Source organism: Proteiniphilum propionicum (genome assembly GCF_022267555.1).
Classification (GTDB): Bacteria; Bacteroidota; Bacteroidia; order Bacteroidales; family Dysgonomonadaceae; genus Proteiniphilum; species Proteiniphilum propionicum.
In genome coordinates this window covers 2,049,242-2,063,691 of sequence record NZ_CP073586.1, presented here as the reverse complement: position 1 = coordinate 2,063,691, position 14,450 = coordinate 2,049,242, and the positions used below count along the sequence as shown (strand labels likewise).

Annotated in this window: 9 protein-coding genes; 7 read left to right on the top strand and 2 right to left on the bottom strand. The window is 43.4% G+C overall.

Annotated features, from left to right (window positions below; all coding sequences use genetic code 11):
- Nucleotides 1-31: 31 nt before the first annotated feature.
- Both KDN43_RS08485 and KDN43_RS08480 read left to right on the top strand, forming a co-directional pair.
- Nucleotides 32-2,755 (top strand): alpha-L-rhamnosidase, encoded by a 2,724-nt coding sequence (locus KDN43_RS08485; RefSeq protein ID WP_238841540.1) that lies wholly within the window; start codon nucleotides 32-34, stop codon nucleotides 2,753-2,755.
- Nucleotides 2,756-3,239: 484 nt separating this feature from the next.
- Complete coding sequence (locus tag KDN43_RS08480; RefSeq protein WP_238841539.1) at nucleotides 3,240-4,517, top strand: fimbrillin family protein; 1,278 nt, start codon at nucleotides 3,240-3,242, stop codon at nucleotides 4,515-4,517.
- 279 nt (nucleotides 4,518-4,796) lie between these two features.
- Here the strand turns inward: KDN43_RS08480 and KDN43_RS08475 are convergent, their stop codons facing one another.
- Nucleotides 4,797-5,507 carry an SGNH/GDSL hydrolase family protein gene (locus KDN43_RS08475; protein WP_407681759.1) on the bottom strand — a complete coding sequence of 237 codons (711 nt, stop codon included), beginning with the start codon at nucleotides 5,505-5,507 and terminating at the stop codon, nucleotides 4,797-4,799.
- A 295-nt stretch (nucleotides 5,508-5,802) separates the two neighbouring features.
- Between KDN43_RS08475 and KDN43_RS08470 the strand changes: the two genes are divergently transcribed.
- From KDN43_RS08470 to KDN43_RS08460, 3 genes are read left to right on the top strand one after another with little or no spacing between them, the layout of a single operon-like run.
- Nucleotides 5,803-6,903, top strand: a complete 1,101-nt coding sequence (locus KDN43_RS08470) for an efflux RND transporter periplasmic adaptor subunit (protein ID WP_238841538.1) — start codon at nucleotides 5,803-5,805, stop codon at nucleotides 6,901-6,903.
- A gap of 5 nt (nucleotides 6,904-6,908) precedes the next feature.
- Nucleotides 6,909-9,968: an efflux RND transporter permease subunit gene (locus tag KDN43_RS08465; RefSeq protein WP_238841537.1), complete on the top strand. Its 3,060-nt coding sequence runs from the start codon at nucleotides 6,909-6,911 to the stop codon at nucleotides 9,966-9,968.
- Nucleotides 9,961-11,286 carry a TolC family protein gene (locus KDN43_RS08460; RefSeq protein ID WP_238841536.1) on the top strand — a complete coding sequence of 442 codons (1,326 nt, stop codon included), beginning with the start codon at nucleotides 9,961-9,963 and terminating at the stop codon, nucleotides 11,284-11,286. Before KDN43_RS08465 ends, KDN43_RS08460 begins: the two co-directional genes overlap by 8 nt.
- 111 nt (nucleotides 11,287-11,397) lie before the next feature.
- On the opposite strand, the gene KDN43_RS08455 is transcribed toward KDN43_RS08460, so the two are convergent.
- On the bottom strand, nucleotides 11,398-12,687 hold the full coding sequence (locus tag KDN43_RS08455; RefSeq protein WP_238841535.1) for an MATE family efflux transporter: 1,290 nt from the start codon (nucleotides 12,685-12,687) through the stop codon (nucleotides 11,398-11,400).
- A gap of 255 nt (nucleotides 12,688-12,942) precedes the next feature.
- On the opposite strand from KDN43_RS08455, the gene KDN43_RS08450 reads away from it, so the two are divergent.
- Both KDN43_RS08450 and KDN43_RS08445 read left to right on the top strand, forming a co-directional pair.
- Complete coding sequence (locus KDN43_RS08450; protein WP_238841534.1) at nucleotides 12,943-13,530, top strand: hypothetical protein; 588 nt, start codon at nucleotides 12,943-12,945, stop codon at nucleotides 13,528-13,530.
- Nucleotides 13,531-13,573: 43 nt separating this feature from the next.
- The gene (locus tag KDN43_RS08445; RefSeq protein ID WP_238841533.1) at nucleotides 13,574-14,428 is read left to right on the top strand and encodes a DUF2764 family protein; all 855 of its coding nucleotides are present in this window, start codon (nucleotides 13,574-13,576) and stop codon (nucleotides 14,426-14,428) included.
- Nucleotides 14,429-14,450: the final 22 nt, after the last annotated feature.

The following is a 14,450-nucleotide window of genomic DNA, read 5'->3' as shown; positions in this document are numbered from 1 at the left end:
ATATAAGAATAGTGTGAAAAAATAAAAACAGATGAAAAACATTCACTTTTTAATAGGACTTATATTAACAGTTCTGATAGCAGGGTGTCAGGAAGCACGAATGAAAGTCGTCTCCCTGAAAGTTGAAATGCAGGAAAACCCGGAAGGGGTGGAAGTAACAAATCCCCGCTTTTCGTGGCAGATCACCTCGGCAATACCCGATCTGGTACAGCAATCTTACCGGATTCAGGCAGCCAGGTCAGAAGATGATCTGAACAAAGAGGAGAATTTGGTATGGGATTCAGGCACCATAGAGAGTGACCTGTCGGTACTTATTCCTTACGAGGGCGAAAAGCTTTTATCCCGCTATGCCTACTTCTGGCGTGTTAAAGTGACTACCAATCATGGTGAGACAGGATGGAGTGACGTCAATAACTGGAGTATGGGCATACTAAACAAAACAGAGTGGAAGGCAAAATGGATCGGTGAGGATAGGCTCTCTAATCCGGGAGAAACGGCAGAGGGAAGTACCCGGCTTGCCGCCCGATACCTGCGCAAGTTTTTCACAGCCGGGAAAAAGGCAAGACGTGCTATGCTCTATGTCTCAGGGCTCGGGAGTTATGAAGCTTACCTGAACGGCAAAAGGGTATCGGAAGATGTTTTTGCTCCCACAGTATCATGGTATCCTGAACGGGTGTATTATAACGTATACGATATAACATCCCTAATGAAAAAAAACGAGAACCTGCTGGCCGTGAAGCTGGGCAACGGGCGCTATTTCGGGATGAGACAATCGGATACACAGGTTTTTGGCCTACCCCGGTTACTGGCCCAGCTGGAGATAGAGTACAGCGATGGCACATCTGAACTTATTGTGAGCGACGAGTCGTGGAAAATAACCTCTAAAGGGCCTATCATCGCTAACAATGAATTCGATGGAGAGGAGTATGACGCACGACTGGAAATGTCACAATGGAACAAAGCCGGATTTGATGACAGTAACTGGGAAGCAGTCGATATTATGGGAGATCCTGGAGGAAAACTAACCGCCCAACCAAACCCCAATATCCGGGTAATGGAAGAGATCAGCCCCATCGGTATGATCGAACTTCACGACGGCAGATTTATTCTCGATATGGGACAGAATATGGTGGGCTGGCTAAAAATTACAAAACTATATGGAAAAAAAGATCAACCCATAACCTTCAGATTTGCCGAACTGCTTAATCCTGACAGCACCCTATATCTCGCCAATATTCGCAGTGCAAAAGTAGCCGATAAGTATATTCCCGGAGAAAACGGCTCATTTAGCTGGGAGCCATCGTTTGTTTATCACGGCTTCCGCTTCGTAGAGATAACCGGCCTTGAAGAAAGGCCCGATCTATCGAGCTTCTCAGGCAAGGTAATCTATGACAGAATGGAAACAACGGGAGATTTCAAGACCTCAAACGAGATCATCAATCAAACATTCAAAAATGCCTACTGGGGTATTCGTGGTAATTACCGGGGAATGCCAACAGACTGTCCGCAACGCGACGAGCGCCAGGGGTGGCTGGGCGACCGTGCCACAGGCTGTTTTGGCGAAGCATTTATTTTCGATAATGCATTGCTCTACGGGAAATGGGTACAGGATATTGAAGACTCTCAAAGCCCTGAAGGCAGCGTATCTGTAGTATCGCCCCGTTATTGGACAATTTACAACGATGATGTGACCTGGCCGGCAGCCTGGTTTTATGCCGTCAAGATGCTTTACTATCATTACGGAAACAGCGAACCGATAAAAAAACACTACCCTTCCATGAAGCGCTATCTGGAAAGAATTCAGGAAGTATCGATGCAGGATTGCATATTGACAAAAGATACATATGGCGACTGGTGTATGCCGCCCGAGAGACAGGACCTGATCCATTCGGCGGATCCGGCAAGAAAAACTGCAGGTCCCGTATTAAGTACTACTATGTATTACAGTCTGCTGAACCTGATGACTGAGTTTGCAGAGATCACCGGGCATCGGGACGATATTCCAGCATATGAAGAATTGGCTGCAAACATCAGGAATGCGTATAATGCGGCCTATTTCAATACGGATTCAGCCCGATACGATAACAATACCGTTACAGCAAATATCTTATCACTACAGCTGGGACTGGCCCCGGAAGGATATGAAAAGCGTCTGTTTGAAAACATCGTACGGAAAACGGAATTAGATTTCGACAGCCATGTCAGCACCGGTGTTTTGGGTATCCAGCACTTGATGAGAGGCCTTACCCAACACGGTAATGTGGACCTTGCTTACAAAATTGCCACAAACACATCTTATCCCAGCTGGGGATATATGATAGAGAAAGGAGCAACCACTATATGGGAACTCTGGAACGGCGACACTGCCGATCCGGCCATGAATTCGGGAAATCATGTGATGCTGTTAGGTGATCTGCTTATCTGGTATTATGAAGATCTTGCCGGAATAAAAAACTATCCGGGAAGTGTGGCGTACAAAAAACTGCTGATGGAGCCAAAATTCCCTGAAGGGCTCTCCCATGTAAAAGCTTCTTATAGATCGGTGTATGGAGAGATTAAAAGTGAATGGCTGAAAGAGGGAAGCTCCTTTAGCTGGGAAATTACCATTCCTGCCAATACATCAGCCATTGTCAGACTTCCCCAAGAGATAATAATAATACAGCCAGAAGGTAATGGTATACGAAAAGTGAATGAAACCGATTCGGGCCTTGTAATAGAATTGGGTTCAGGAGCTTACCGGTTATCTAATATTTAATAATGTCATTGATTTCAAGAATACAACATTTTCTTTAATTAAATTAATTTCTCACAACCACCCATTTTCAAAAAACAGTCCCTTATTCGATTTACATCCAAAGGCACTCAATATGTATACATTAGAAAAAAAAGCATAGTAATTATTTGTAAATCGAAGGCCTGTTTTCAAAACATTATTTAGAATTGTTATATATTTACTCAACTCGCAGTATTTTTATATTATTTTTCCTTAAATAATTTGCTTATTAACATTTAGTTAATATATTGCAATTTTTAGTCTTAATTATATAACAATATTCCGGTAAATGTATATTTATACACCTCCAATCAGAATTAAAGGTTATTGGAATCTCCCACAGAACCTTTTGCGTTGATATTCAATTGATTATATTATACTGTGGAATTTTTTACCGAACTGTTGATATAATATTGAGCTGTTAAAAGAGAGTATCCTATTAATTAACAATAAATCAATTGGCCTTATGAAAAAAGCAAGTAGACTATTTGTGCCTATTATCTGTTTTATCCTACTCTCGTGTGAAGGTGATAAAATAGACAAAACCAGGGCAAGCAGGGAAATTCAATTGAATGCAGAGATTGAAGGAATAAAAACACGTGCTTCCAACTCCTCATGGGAGGCAGGAGATGCTATTGGCCTTTATATGATAAAATCGGGGCAGACGCTTAGTTCATCGGCTTCTGCCTTGAATGTAAAATATGTGACAACGGGTACTACAACGTTTATACCATCAAATGAATCGGATGGAATCACTTTCCCATTCGACGGGTCAGATGTTGATTTTATCAGCTACTACCCTTACCGTGAAGATATTATTGACTTTACATATTTGGTTGATCTGAGCAATCAGGAAAATCAGGCGGCTCTCGACCTTATGTATTCTAACAACGCGAAGAGTTTTAATTCAAAAAACCCTAATGTCGGATTATTGTTCTCACACCAGTTGTCGAAAATTGGACTTAACATATTACACCACGAATCGGCAAACTTAAGTAACCTTAAGGTAATAATCACGAATGTAGGGATAAATGCATCTTTTGACCTGGCGGCCGGAACACTTTCAGCCACTTCCGATTACGGAAATATTTCACTCAGAGTGAACTCTGATGGATCAGTTGCCGAAGGTATCCTGCTCCCTGAAGCTACTCTTACGGACAAAGAACTCTGGTTTATCATCGGGGATAATGAAGAGGTATATAAATATCCCCTGGCGGATGCATTGGAAATAAATTCTTTTGATAAGTCGACAAAATACAACTACAACGTTACCCTTTTCACAGATAAAATTGCAGCTATCACACTTGGTTCAATAACAGACTGGGCAGAAGGGCCTTCTGTTAATGTGACAGCAGGCAGGACAACGGAAACACCTCCAGTCATAAAGGGATCTAAAGATTCACCCTTTACCATATTTGAAGCGCAGAACTATCAGGGCAAAACAGGTGTGTGGGTAGAAGGATATATTGTCGGGTCATTTACAGGCAGCAGCATGGGTTCCTTTTCGTCCGATACATTAAATGCTTCAGCCAGTAATCTTGCATTAGCAGATAACAGAGATGAAACGGAAACAGATAAAATAATTCCGGTGCAATTGCCAACAGGAGCATTAAGGAAAGCATTGAACTTGCAGGAAAATCCCGATAATCTAAACAAAAAGGTGAAAATAAAAGGCGAACTGGGACAATATTTTTCTGCTCCGGGCATACGGGAACCAAAAGAATATGTTCTAATTGATCCGTAAAAAAAACGCAAGAATTGCTGTTTAGCGACCTATGCCACTGAACAATTACTCTATGCCTGCTGTTTTTATGCAAATATATTTTATGAGCAAAACAGCCTGTAAGGATAAAGATTTGAAAGTTAAAGAGGACGCAAGATTCATATGTAAAAAATGTGAAGCTACGGTAAAGAAAGAGAAGCACGCATGTAAGCCGAAGAGACTAAAAAAGGGTGATTACTCACCCTTATAATTCAGCAGTTTTTATAGGGCCGGAGAGCGTCTTTTGGCCGCTCACAAGTGCTATTTAAATTCTTTCCACATAAGTAGGGCGCGGGCGATAGCATTTTCAACGATGGGCGCCATGATGGTATAACCCGCTTTATTAGGATGCACGCCATCACCGGAAAGTTCTTCGGGTAATCCATTGCGTTCATCAGCCATAGCCTGGAAAAAATCGCAATATACCACTCCATGCGTTCCGGCATACTTATTTAGCCGTTTGTTCAACTCCACAATCCTGGGAGCAGGCTCCAGCCCGGTACGCCACGGATAGTCATAAGCGGGAAGAACCGAACACAGCACCACCTGTATACCATGTGCCTTTGCAAGCTCTGCCATAGAATGGATATTATCCTCTATCATTTCAAGTGTTGATGGCCCGGTATTACCCGCTATATCATTGGTACCTGCAAGTATAACCACCACCTTAGGCCATAGATTGAGTACATCCTGGCGGAAACGTATCAACATCTGCGGTGTGGTTTGGCCGCTTATTCCCCTGTTGATATAGGAGCGATCGGCAAAAAACTCCGGGACCAGGTTTATCCACCCCTCAGTGATTGAATTTCCCATAAATACAACCCGGTCGTCGCAGGTTCTCGCGGGTCCCAGTTTTGCATTTTCCTCCCTGAAGCGATTCAGGTTTGCCCAGTCCTGTGCTACTGTAATAAAAACACTGCTCATAATACACGCAAACACGAAAAACAGTTTTTTCAAATTTAACTCTGTCATGATCAATTTTAATTTTCATTTTATGAGCCTCTCCTAAAAGTCTCTTTAATTGATGCGGACCAAAATAGATAATATTATTGAATGCAATAAAATAATCATTTCTGATATTCAGAACTTTCGGAACAGGCTCATTTATACAAATGTCAAAAATAGTTAGAAAAATTCGTTTCCCAACCGTTTCATCGATTTAATTCAGTGATATGTCTATTTTATGAACTAAAAAAACTAAAATCGACATCATCAACTCCCTTTTATCGGTTTTAAAGGGTATTTTTGAGGAATTTTATACATCGATATGAATAGAAAAACCAAAATAGCTGTCTTTATATCCATCGCTGTATTGATTCTGGCAATGGCTCTTTATCCAAAAATCCGGAAACTGCTTGCTTCCGAAAATCCTTCTCAGAATTCAAGACAAACAATGAGCAATGCCGACAGATCTGGCCTGGTGGTAAATGCAACAGTGTTGAAGCCTCAGTCATTGAACAACATGTTTCGAGTAACCGGCGTCCTGCTCCCTGATGAAGAGGTAGATCTCACTTTCGAGTCGTCAGGAAAAATAACCGGCATCTACTTTCTAGAAGGTTCTTTTGTGGAAAAAGGATCCTTGCTGGCGAAAGTGAACGACGAACCTTTACAGGCCGAACTCAAAAAACTGGAGACTCAACTGCCGCTTGCCAGGGACAGAGTATTCCGTCAGCAGACACTGCTGGAAAAAGATGCTATCAGCCAGGAGACTTATCAGGCAGTTACCACACAGCTCGAAACACTCATGGCCGACATTGAACTTGTAAAAGCACGTATCCGCCAAACTGAACTGCGTGCCCCTTTCAGTGGTGTTATCGGGCTAAGGCAAGTCAGCGAAGGTGCATACGCCTCCCCCTCAGTAGTGATAGCCACATTAACAAAGATATCACCTCTTAAAATAGAATTTTCACTCACCCAGAATTTTGTGAATCTTATAAAGCCCGGTACAGAAATAGCTTTTAGGGTTGAAAATAACCTAGAGGTATACAAAGCAACTGTTTACGCTATTGAGTCGCGTTTAGATATGCAGACGCTCAGCCTGTTTGCTCGTGCCCGTTATACAAATTCCGGCGGGAAAATTAAGCCGGGACAGTCTGCAAGCATTCAAATTCAGCTTGACCAGATAGATAATGCCATCGTAATCCCAAGCATCTCCAGCATCAAGGAGATGGGACGTGATATTGCTTATATATATGATAATGGCAAAGCGAAAGAGGTTGAAGTTGTAACAGGTTTGCGCACATCATCCTCAGTGGAAATCATTGACGGCTTGTCAATCGGGGACACACTGCTGACCACAGGTGTGATGCAGCTGAGAAGCGGAATGCCTGTCAGAATAGATGCAATGGTTGAAAACACTGCCGAATAAAAGAGATGAATCTATCAGAATTAAGCATAAAACGCCCGGTACTTGCCACAGTGATGATCCTTATCATCATTATTTTCGGGCTCATTGGTTACACCGGCCTGGCTGTACGCGAGTACCCGAACGTTGATAACCCAATCATCACCGTTCATGTTTCCTACCCCGGAGCCAATGCCGATGTGATAGAGAATCAGATCACTGAACCACTCGAACAGCACATCAACGGAATTCCCGGGATCCGTTCCCTTATAAGCCGGAGCAGCCAGGGAAGCTGCCGGATAACAGTGGAGTTCGAGTTAAGCGTAGATATGGAAACAGCAGCGAACGACGTGAGAGACAAAGTTTCCATAGCACAGCGCTACCTGCCGCGAGATGCCGATCCTCCCACAGTTTCGAAAGCTGATGCCGATTCTGACCCAATCATGCAGATTACAGTGCAGAGCCCGGTCCGTTCTATGCTTGAGCTCTCTGAGATCGCCGACCTTACCGTCAAGGAGCGTCTGCAAACCATCTCCAACGTAAGTGCAGTTGAGATTTGGGGAGAATACAGATACGCCATGCGCTTGTGGCTTGATCCCATAAAAATGGCAGCATACAATATCACTCCCATGGACATAAAAAATGCCCTTGACAGGGAGAATATTGAACTTCCTGCAGGCAGTATAGAAGGAGACCACATAGAACAGTCGATCCGCACAATGGGATTGATGCAGACGCCGGAAGATTTTAACAATTTAATTCTGATAGAAGATAATTTCCGGATAGTACGCTTCAGGGATGTAGGGTATGCCGAGCTGGATGCAGCCAACCGTCAAAATATCCTTCGCAGGAACGGCGTTCCCATGGTGAGCTGCGTTATAATACCCCAGCCGGGGGCCAACCATATAAGTATTGCCGATCAGGTGAGATTACGCATGGACCAGATGAAAAAAGATCTCCCTGAGGATGTGGTTCTGGATGTAGCTTTCGACAACACTAAATTTATCAGGGCATCCATCGAGGAGGTGCAAGTAACTGTAATCATTGCTTTTATCCTGGTGGTTTTCATCATATTCGTCTTCCTTCGTAACTGGCGTGTCACCCTTATCCCGGCACTGGTAATACCTATATCACTTATCGGTATATTCTTCGTGATGTATCTGGCGGGATTCTCAATCAATGTATTGTCGATGCTGGCGGTAGTACTGGCAGTCGGTCTGGTGGTTGACGACGCCATAGTAGTAACTGAGAATATCTATCAGAAGGTTGAGAATGGGATGGACCCCGGGCAGGCATCCATCACAGGGTCCAAAGAGATATTCTTTGCAGTGGTATCTACAACAGTAACGCTGGTGGCTATCTTCTTTCCTATTGTTTTTCTTGAAGGGCTGACAGGAAGATTATTCAGGGAATTCAGCATTGTTATTTCAGGTGCCGTTATCATCTCTTCATTTGTAGCTTTGTCTTTCGTCCCCATGCTCTCATCAAAAATGTTAAAGAGGAAACGAAAGCCATCGAAACTCTATCAAAAGTCAGAGCTTTTTTTCAAGGGGATGAACAGTATATACAATAACTCCCTGAATCTGTTTCTAAACAAAAAATGGCTCGTCTTGCCGGTAGTTATTATTTCGGCAATACTCATTGTTCTCTTCCAGGGAATCATACCGGCCGAGATGGCTCCACTTGAGGATCGTTCGCAGGTGATAATCAGAAGTTCCGCCCCTGAAGGTGCAACCTATGAATTTGTACGGGACTACACCGACCGGATCTCATATATTTCCGATTCTATCGCGCCAGAAAGAGAATCAAATATAACCATGACCCGAAGCGGGTTCGGAATGGTCCGGCTGGTATTGCCTGATATGGATAAGCGTGAACGAAGTCAGATGGAGATTGCCGATGCTCTTTCCCGTGCCGTAAGGAATGAAACGGCTGCCCGTGCCTTCGTACAGCAACAGTCTACTTTTGGAGGGCGGCGTGCCGGAATGCCCATCCAGTATGTGCTGCAAGCTCCCAATATTGAGAAGCTGCAGGAGTTCATCCCCCTTTTCATGGAAAAGGTAAATGCAAGCTCCTACTTCCAGATGGCCGATGTGGATTTGAAGTTCACCAAACCCGAAACACGCATACTGATAGACCGAGATAAAGCAGCCATGCTGGGAGTAAGTACCCGCGACATCGGCCAGACTTTGCAATACGCTCTAAGCGGGCAACGAATGGGTTATTTTTACATGAACGGCAAACAGTACCAGATTCTTGGAGAGATAAACCGTCAGCAGAGAAATAAACCTGTAGACCTGAAAACCATCTATATCAAAAATTCAGACAGGCGGATGATCCAGATGGATAACCTTGTCAAACTCCAAGAGTCGGTCGCCCCCCCTCAGCTATACAGGTATAACCGGTTTAACTCCGCAACGATATCAGCAGGGCTTGCACCCGGATATTCATTGGGGGAGGGACTGGAAGAGATGGACAGGATAGCAACTGAAGTGCTTGACGATTCATTCAGGACAGCCCTTGAGGGGGAGTCGAGAAATTTCCGGGAGAGTTCATCGAGCCTTCTCTTTGCTTTCGGGCTGGCTCTATTGCTGATCTTCCTCGTGATGGCGGCTCAGTTTGAGAGCTTCAAAGACCCGTTTGTCATAATGTTTACTGTTCCGCTGGCACTTTTCGGTGCACTGTTGTTCATGTGGATAACCGGGGTGACAATGAATATCTACAGCCAGATAGGGTTGATAATGCTTATTGGCCTGGTTACCAAGAACGGTATCCTCATTGTTGAGTTTGCTAACCAGCGCCAGGCTGCCGGCCTTGACAAGAGCCAGGCAATCGTGGAGGCTTCAGTACAGAGGTTTCGCCCGATACTTATGACGAGCATCTCAACCGTTCTCGGTCTGCTTCCACTTATGTTCGCCACAGGCGAGGGAGCGAACGGCAGGATCGCGATGGGGACAGTAGTTGTAGGCGGGCTGCTTATCTCCACGCTGCTCACCCTGTACCTCATACCTGCAATGTATATGTATCTCTCCACCGACAGGAAAGCAAAAGAAAAGAAGAAAAATAATGAGAAACTGCAACATGAGTAAGAAGATAAAAGAGGTGCTGTCGTTACTGTTTTTCTTTATTCCTTTCATCACATCACCGCAAAGTGTGATAAACCTGCAGGAATGCCTGAGGATTGGGATTGAGAATAATTACGACCTGCGGATAGCACGCAATGAAGAAATGATCTCTGATAACAATGTCACTCCGGGGAATGCCGGCTTCTTACCGGATGTAAACCTTAATTCGGGGTATAGCATGCGTAGCAGCAACACCAATCAGTCACCCTCTGGAGGCGGAGATATTGTAAAAACCCGCAACTCCGGCACACAGGCTCTTGATGCATCGGTTAATCTGAGCTGGACTCTATTTGAGGGCTTCCGCGTGCAAACAAACTATAAGCGGCTACAGGAGTTGCAGACAGTAGGTGAACTGAATACCCGCCTGTCTTTAGAGAACCTCATAGCCAATTTAACAGCTGAATACTACAACTATGTACAACAGCAGATCCGCCTAGGTAATCTCCAATATGCCGTAGCGCTTTCAAGGGAGCGATTACGCATCGTGGAGGCACGTTATCAGGTTGGGTCATTATCGCGCCTCGACCTTCAACAGGCCCGCGTCTATTTTAATGCCGACAGCTCTCAGCTTATACAGCAATACGAGATACTGAACAGATCCCGTATAAGGCTCAACGAGCTGATGGGAGTGGATGTAAACAGGAATTTCATGGCAGAAGATACCACCATCCTTTTCGATACAATGTTGTCGCAGGATGAGCTTCTTGATGCTTCATTACAGCAAAACACTCTGCTACTACTCACACAAAAGAACAAAACATTGAGCGAGCTTGAACTAAAAAAACTGCAAAGCAGGAACTATCCCTATCTCCGTTTGAATACCGGATACGGGTTCACCAATTACAACTACAACACTGGGTCTATTGACAGGCAGCGCAACTGGGGCCCTTCAGCCGGGCTTACGTTAGGATACACACTCTTCGATGGATTCAACCGCAGAAGAGAACAGAAGAATGCAAAAATATCCATTCAAAACAGGGAACTGGAAATAGATAGAAGTAAACTTGCAATACAAAGCGATTTTGCTAATATGTGGATGGCTTACCAGAACAATATTGAGTTGGCAAAGCTGGAGTCCGAAAGCCTTGAAAATGCAGAACTGAATTACGAGATAGCCATGGAACGGTATAAGATCGGAGATCTCTCCGGGCTGGAACTGCGTGAGGCTCAAAATAGCCTGCTAGAAGCAGAACAGCGACTCTTAACAGCGCAATACAACACAAAGCTTTATGAGATCTCACTGCTTCAGATCAGTGGCAAAATAGGTAGATACCTGGAGTAGGATGTTAATGATAACAGATAATGCAGAAGCTAGCTGAAATAGGCATTAATATTCAGGCTATTATAAATAATCATTTTCTATTTTAAGGTTTTTTAAGAACAAGCTATCGCATTAAAAAGACAAAGCTTTCCGCGACCAGATGGTTTGCATAACACCTCTTACCAGCAGGTAGAGGATAAAAGAAAGCCAGAGTCCATTATTGCCCCACAGTGGGGACATAATAAAATAGCAGGCAAAAAAAAGCGCAGAAGAGAGTATCATGGCATTACGCATCTGTGCGGAAGCCGTAGCACCGATAAAAATACCGTCCCACAGAAAAGCAGCAAAGCCGGCAACGGGGATAAGCAATGTCCAAAACATGAAATCTTTGGTTCGCTCAATAATATAAAGGTCGTTGGTCATGATATGCAGTATCTGAGAAGGAAAGATCAGATAAACTATTACGGCAACAAGGCTCACCACAGTCCCCCAGAAAAATATCCTACGGATCATCCACTGAAGGTATTCCCGGTTTTTAGAACCGATAAACCGACCGGTCAGGGCCTCACCGGCATAGGCAAAACCATCCATAAAATAGGAAAAGAGCATGAAAAACTGCATCAGAAGGGCATTGACTGCCAATATGGCCTCTCCCATCCCCGAAGAGGCAAAGGTGAAAAAAGTGGTAACTAAAGTCAACAAAAAAGTACGTACAAAAATATCACTGTTTACCCTGAAGTATTGACGAATAGCCTGCCTGTCCCAAACAGTCTCCTTCCTGACATATTCCACAAGGCGTCTGTAATACTTCCACCAAAGGCCTGCTGCTGCCAGTAGCGAAATTAGTTGCGATAACACTGTACCTAACGCAATTCCTTCGATCTTCATCCCGAAACCAAAAACAAAAACCATGCTTAACAAAATGTTGAGCAGATTATTAAGGATGGCGATGACCATGGGAATTCTTGCATTCTGCATACCAATGAACCACCCCTTAAAGGCATACATCCCCAACACTGCCGGCGCTCCCCACACCACAATACGAAAATAGCTCTTCACGTGCTCTGCTGACTCAGGGCCCGACTTTATAAAAGTAATAGCCAGCTCACCAATGGGATATTGCAATAAAACAATGATAAGGCCAACTCCCAGCCCTATGGCCAGAGAACGGATAAATACGTTCATAACTTCCGATAGATCCCTTGCTCCGTATGCCTGCGCGGCGAAACCGCTTGAACTCATCCTCAGAAACCCAAAGTTCCAGTAAATCATGTTAAAAATATTTGCACCAAGGGCTATGGCACCAATATACACTGCGGAGCCAAGCCTGCCTGCAATGGCAATATCAATCATCCCCAGTAATGGAACGGTAATGTTGGTAATAATATTTGGAATGGCAAGCCTGAAGATTTTCCTGTCCATAGTTCTATTAAAAGCAAAAACAGTGCCAAATAAAAAGAGATGGTGAAAACGACAATTCATCCGAAAATAATGCAGCCTGAAACTTATAAATGTACGATTCAGGTATTTTTGATTTGATTAAATTACAATTCTGCATTATTTTTTGTAAATTTGTGGGTTCACTTTGCATTTTCAGCATTGTGCCGGTAATCCATATCCGACAGGTTGGAATATCGACTTCCCGGGCTCAAAAAAATAAAATCATTATATTACTATATGGATAAGATTCAGGAACTTACCTCAAAATTGTACTCCGAGGGTGTGGAGAAAGGCAAAGAAGAAGCCGACAGAATAGTTACGGAAGCCACAGCTTTAAAGCAGCAAATATTGGATGAAGCAAAAACTGAGGCGGCTGAAATTATTGCTGCAGCCCAAAAGAAAAGTGCAGAATTAAAAAGCCATACCGAAGCGGAACTAAAACTGTTCGCAGCTCAGTCTTCCGAGGCACTCAAAACGGAGATTACCAACATCGTAACTGACAAGCTGGCCTCGATGAATGTGAAGGCTGCCGTTGAGGACAAAACCTTTATGCAGAAACTGATAGTGGAGCTGATACAGAACTGGTCTAAGGATGAAACCTTAACTATTGGGGTTAAAAATCCTAAGGAGCTTGAGTCGTACATCGCCTCCAATGCCAAAAATCTCCTGGATAAAGGATTAAAGATTGAGACAGTGAGTGGTATTAAAACAGGATTCACACTATCTCCTGAAGATGGTTCCTACAAAGTAAAATTCGGAGAAGAGGAGTTTATCGAATATTTCAGAGAGTTCTTGCGTCCTCAGATTCAAAAACTTCTATTTTAACACAGGAGATTTTTATCTCCCCATTACCGGTTTGATTTTGCATATGCTTTTTAAAAATCAATATTACTACTTTATATCCGGACTGCCAGATTTCACTTTCGACAGCATGAAGCTTCCCTTCACTGTGGAAGAATTCAGATCAATGCTCGACACAGAATTAAAACAGGCAGATCAGAAGCTATTGAGCAAATATTTCCTGAAGACAGATAATGAGAATCTGTTCACACTGTTGAAAAAAAAAGATTCAGATCTGAACCCTGCAGGAAAATTATCGCGTGAAGATATACTGGAAACATTAGAAAGAGTAAAAGAAGATCTTCCTGTCACAAATAAAAAAATACCGCCCTATTTCGAAAAATTTATCCGGATATGGTTAAGTGAGGAAGGGCAGCCCCAAGGAGGAAGGTTGTGGGAAGATTTGCTCACCTCCCTGTTTATGGACTATGGGATAGAAGTTAAAAACAGCCTGATTTCTGAATGGTTCGAACTCAACCTGAATATCGGGAATATACTCGCGGCAATCTATGCAAAAAAATATGGTATAGATATCACAAAAGTGATAGTTGGAAGTAATAAAATCGCAAAAATAATTAAAGATAATGCCAACATACGCGATTTCGGGCTTAGTCGTGAACTGGAATATTTCGATACTATACAGCGCATATCAGAGGAATCGGATATTTATGAACGTGAGCGAAAGGCCGATAGGTTCAGATGGAACTGGCTTGAAGAGAACACCGTTTTCGACTACTTCAACATCGAATACATATTCGCCTATCTATGTAAACTTCAAATCCTTGAACGTTGGGTGAAGCTAAACGCGAAAGAAGGTGAACGTGTATTTCGGGAAATTATTTCCAATCTGAAGAATCAGACAAACCTACCGGAAGAATTTTAATACCGATACAAATTAAAAAAAC

Excerpts from the sequence above, each read along its gene's own strand:
- KDN43_RS08460 (WP_238841536.1), top strand. The coding sequence starts at position 9,961 with ATGAGTAAGAAGATAAAAGAGGTGCTGTCGTTACTGTTTTTCTTTATT.
- KDN43_RS08445 (WP_238841533.1), top strand. The coding sequence starts at position 13,574 with ATGCTTTTTAAAAATCAATATTACTACTTTATATCCGGACTGCCAGAT.
- KDN43_RS08470 (WP_238841538.1), top strand. The coding sequence starts at position 5,803 with ATGAATAGAAAAACCAAAATAGCTGTCTTTATATCCATCGCTGTATTG.
- KDN43_RS08480 (WP_238841539.1), top strand. The coding sequence starts at position 3,240 with ATGAAAAAAGCAAGTAGACTATTTGTGCCTATTATCTGTTTTATCCTA.
- KDN43_RS08465 (WP_238841537.1), top strand. The coding sequence starts at position 6,909 with ATGAATCTATCAGAATTAAGCATAAAACGCCCGGTACTTGCCACAGTG.
- KDN43_RS08455 (WP_238841535.1), bottom strand. The coding sequence starts at position 12,687 with ATGGACAGGAAAATCTTCAGGCTTGCCATTCCAAATATTATTACCAAC.
- KDN43_RS08475 (WP_407681759.1), bottom strand. The coding sequence starts at position 5,507 with ATGACAGAGTTAAATTTGAAAAAACTGTTTTTCGTGTTTGCGTGTATT.
- KDN43_RS08485 (WP_238841540.1), top strand. The coding sequence starts at position 32 with ATGAAAAACATTCACTTTTTAATAGGACTTATATTAACAGTTCTGATA.
- KDN43_RS08450 (WP_238841534.1), top strand. The coding sequence starts at position 12,943 with ATGGATAAGATTCAGGAACTTACCTCAAAATTGTACTCCGAGGGTGTG.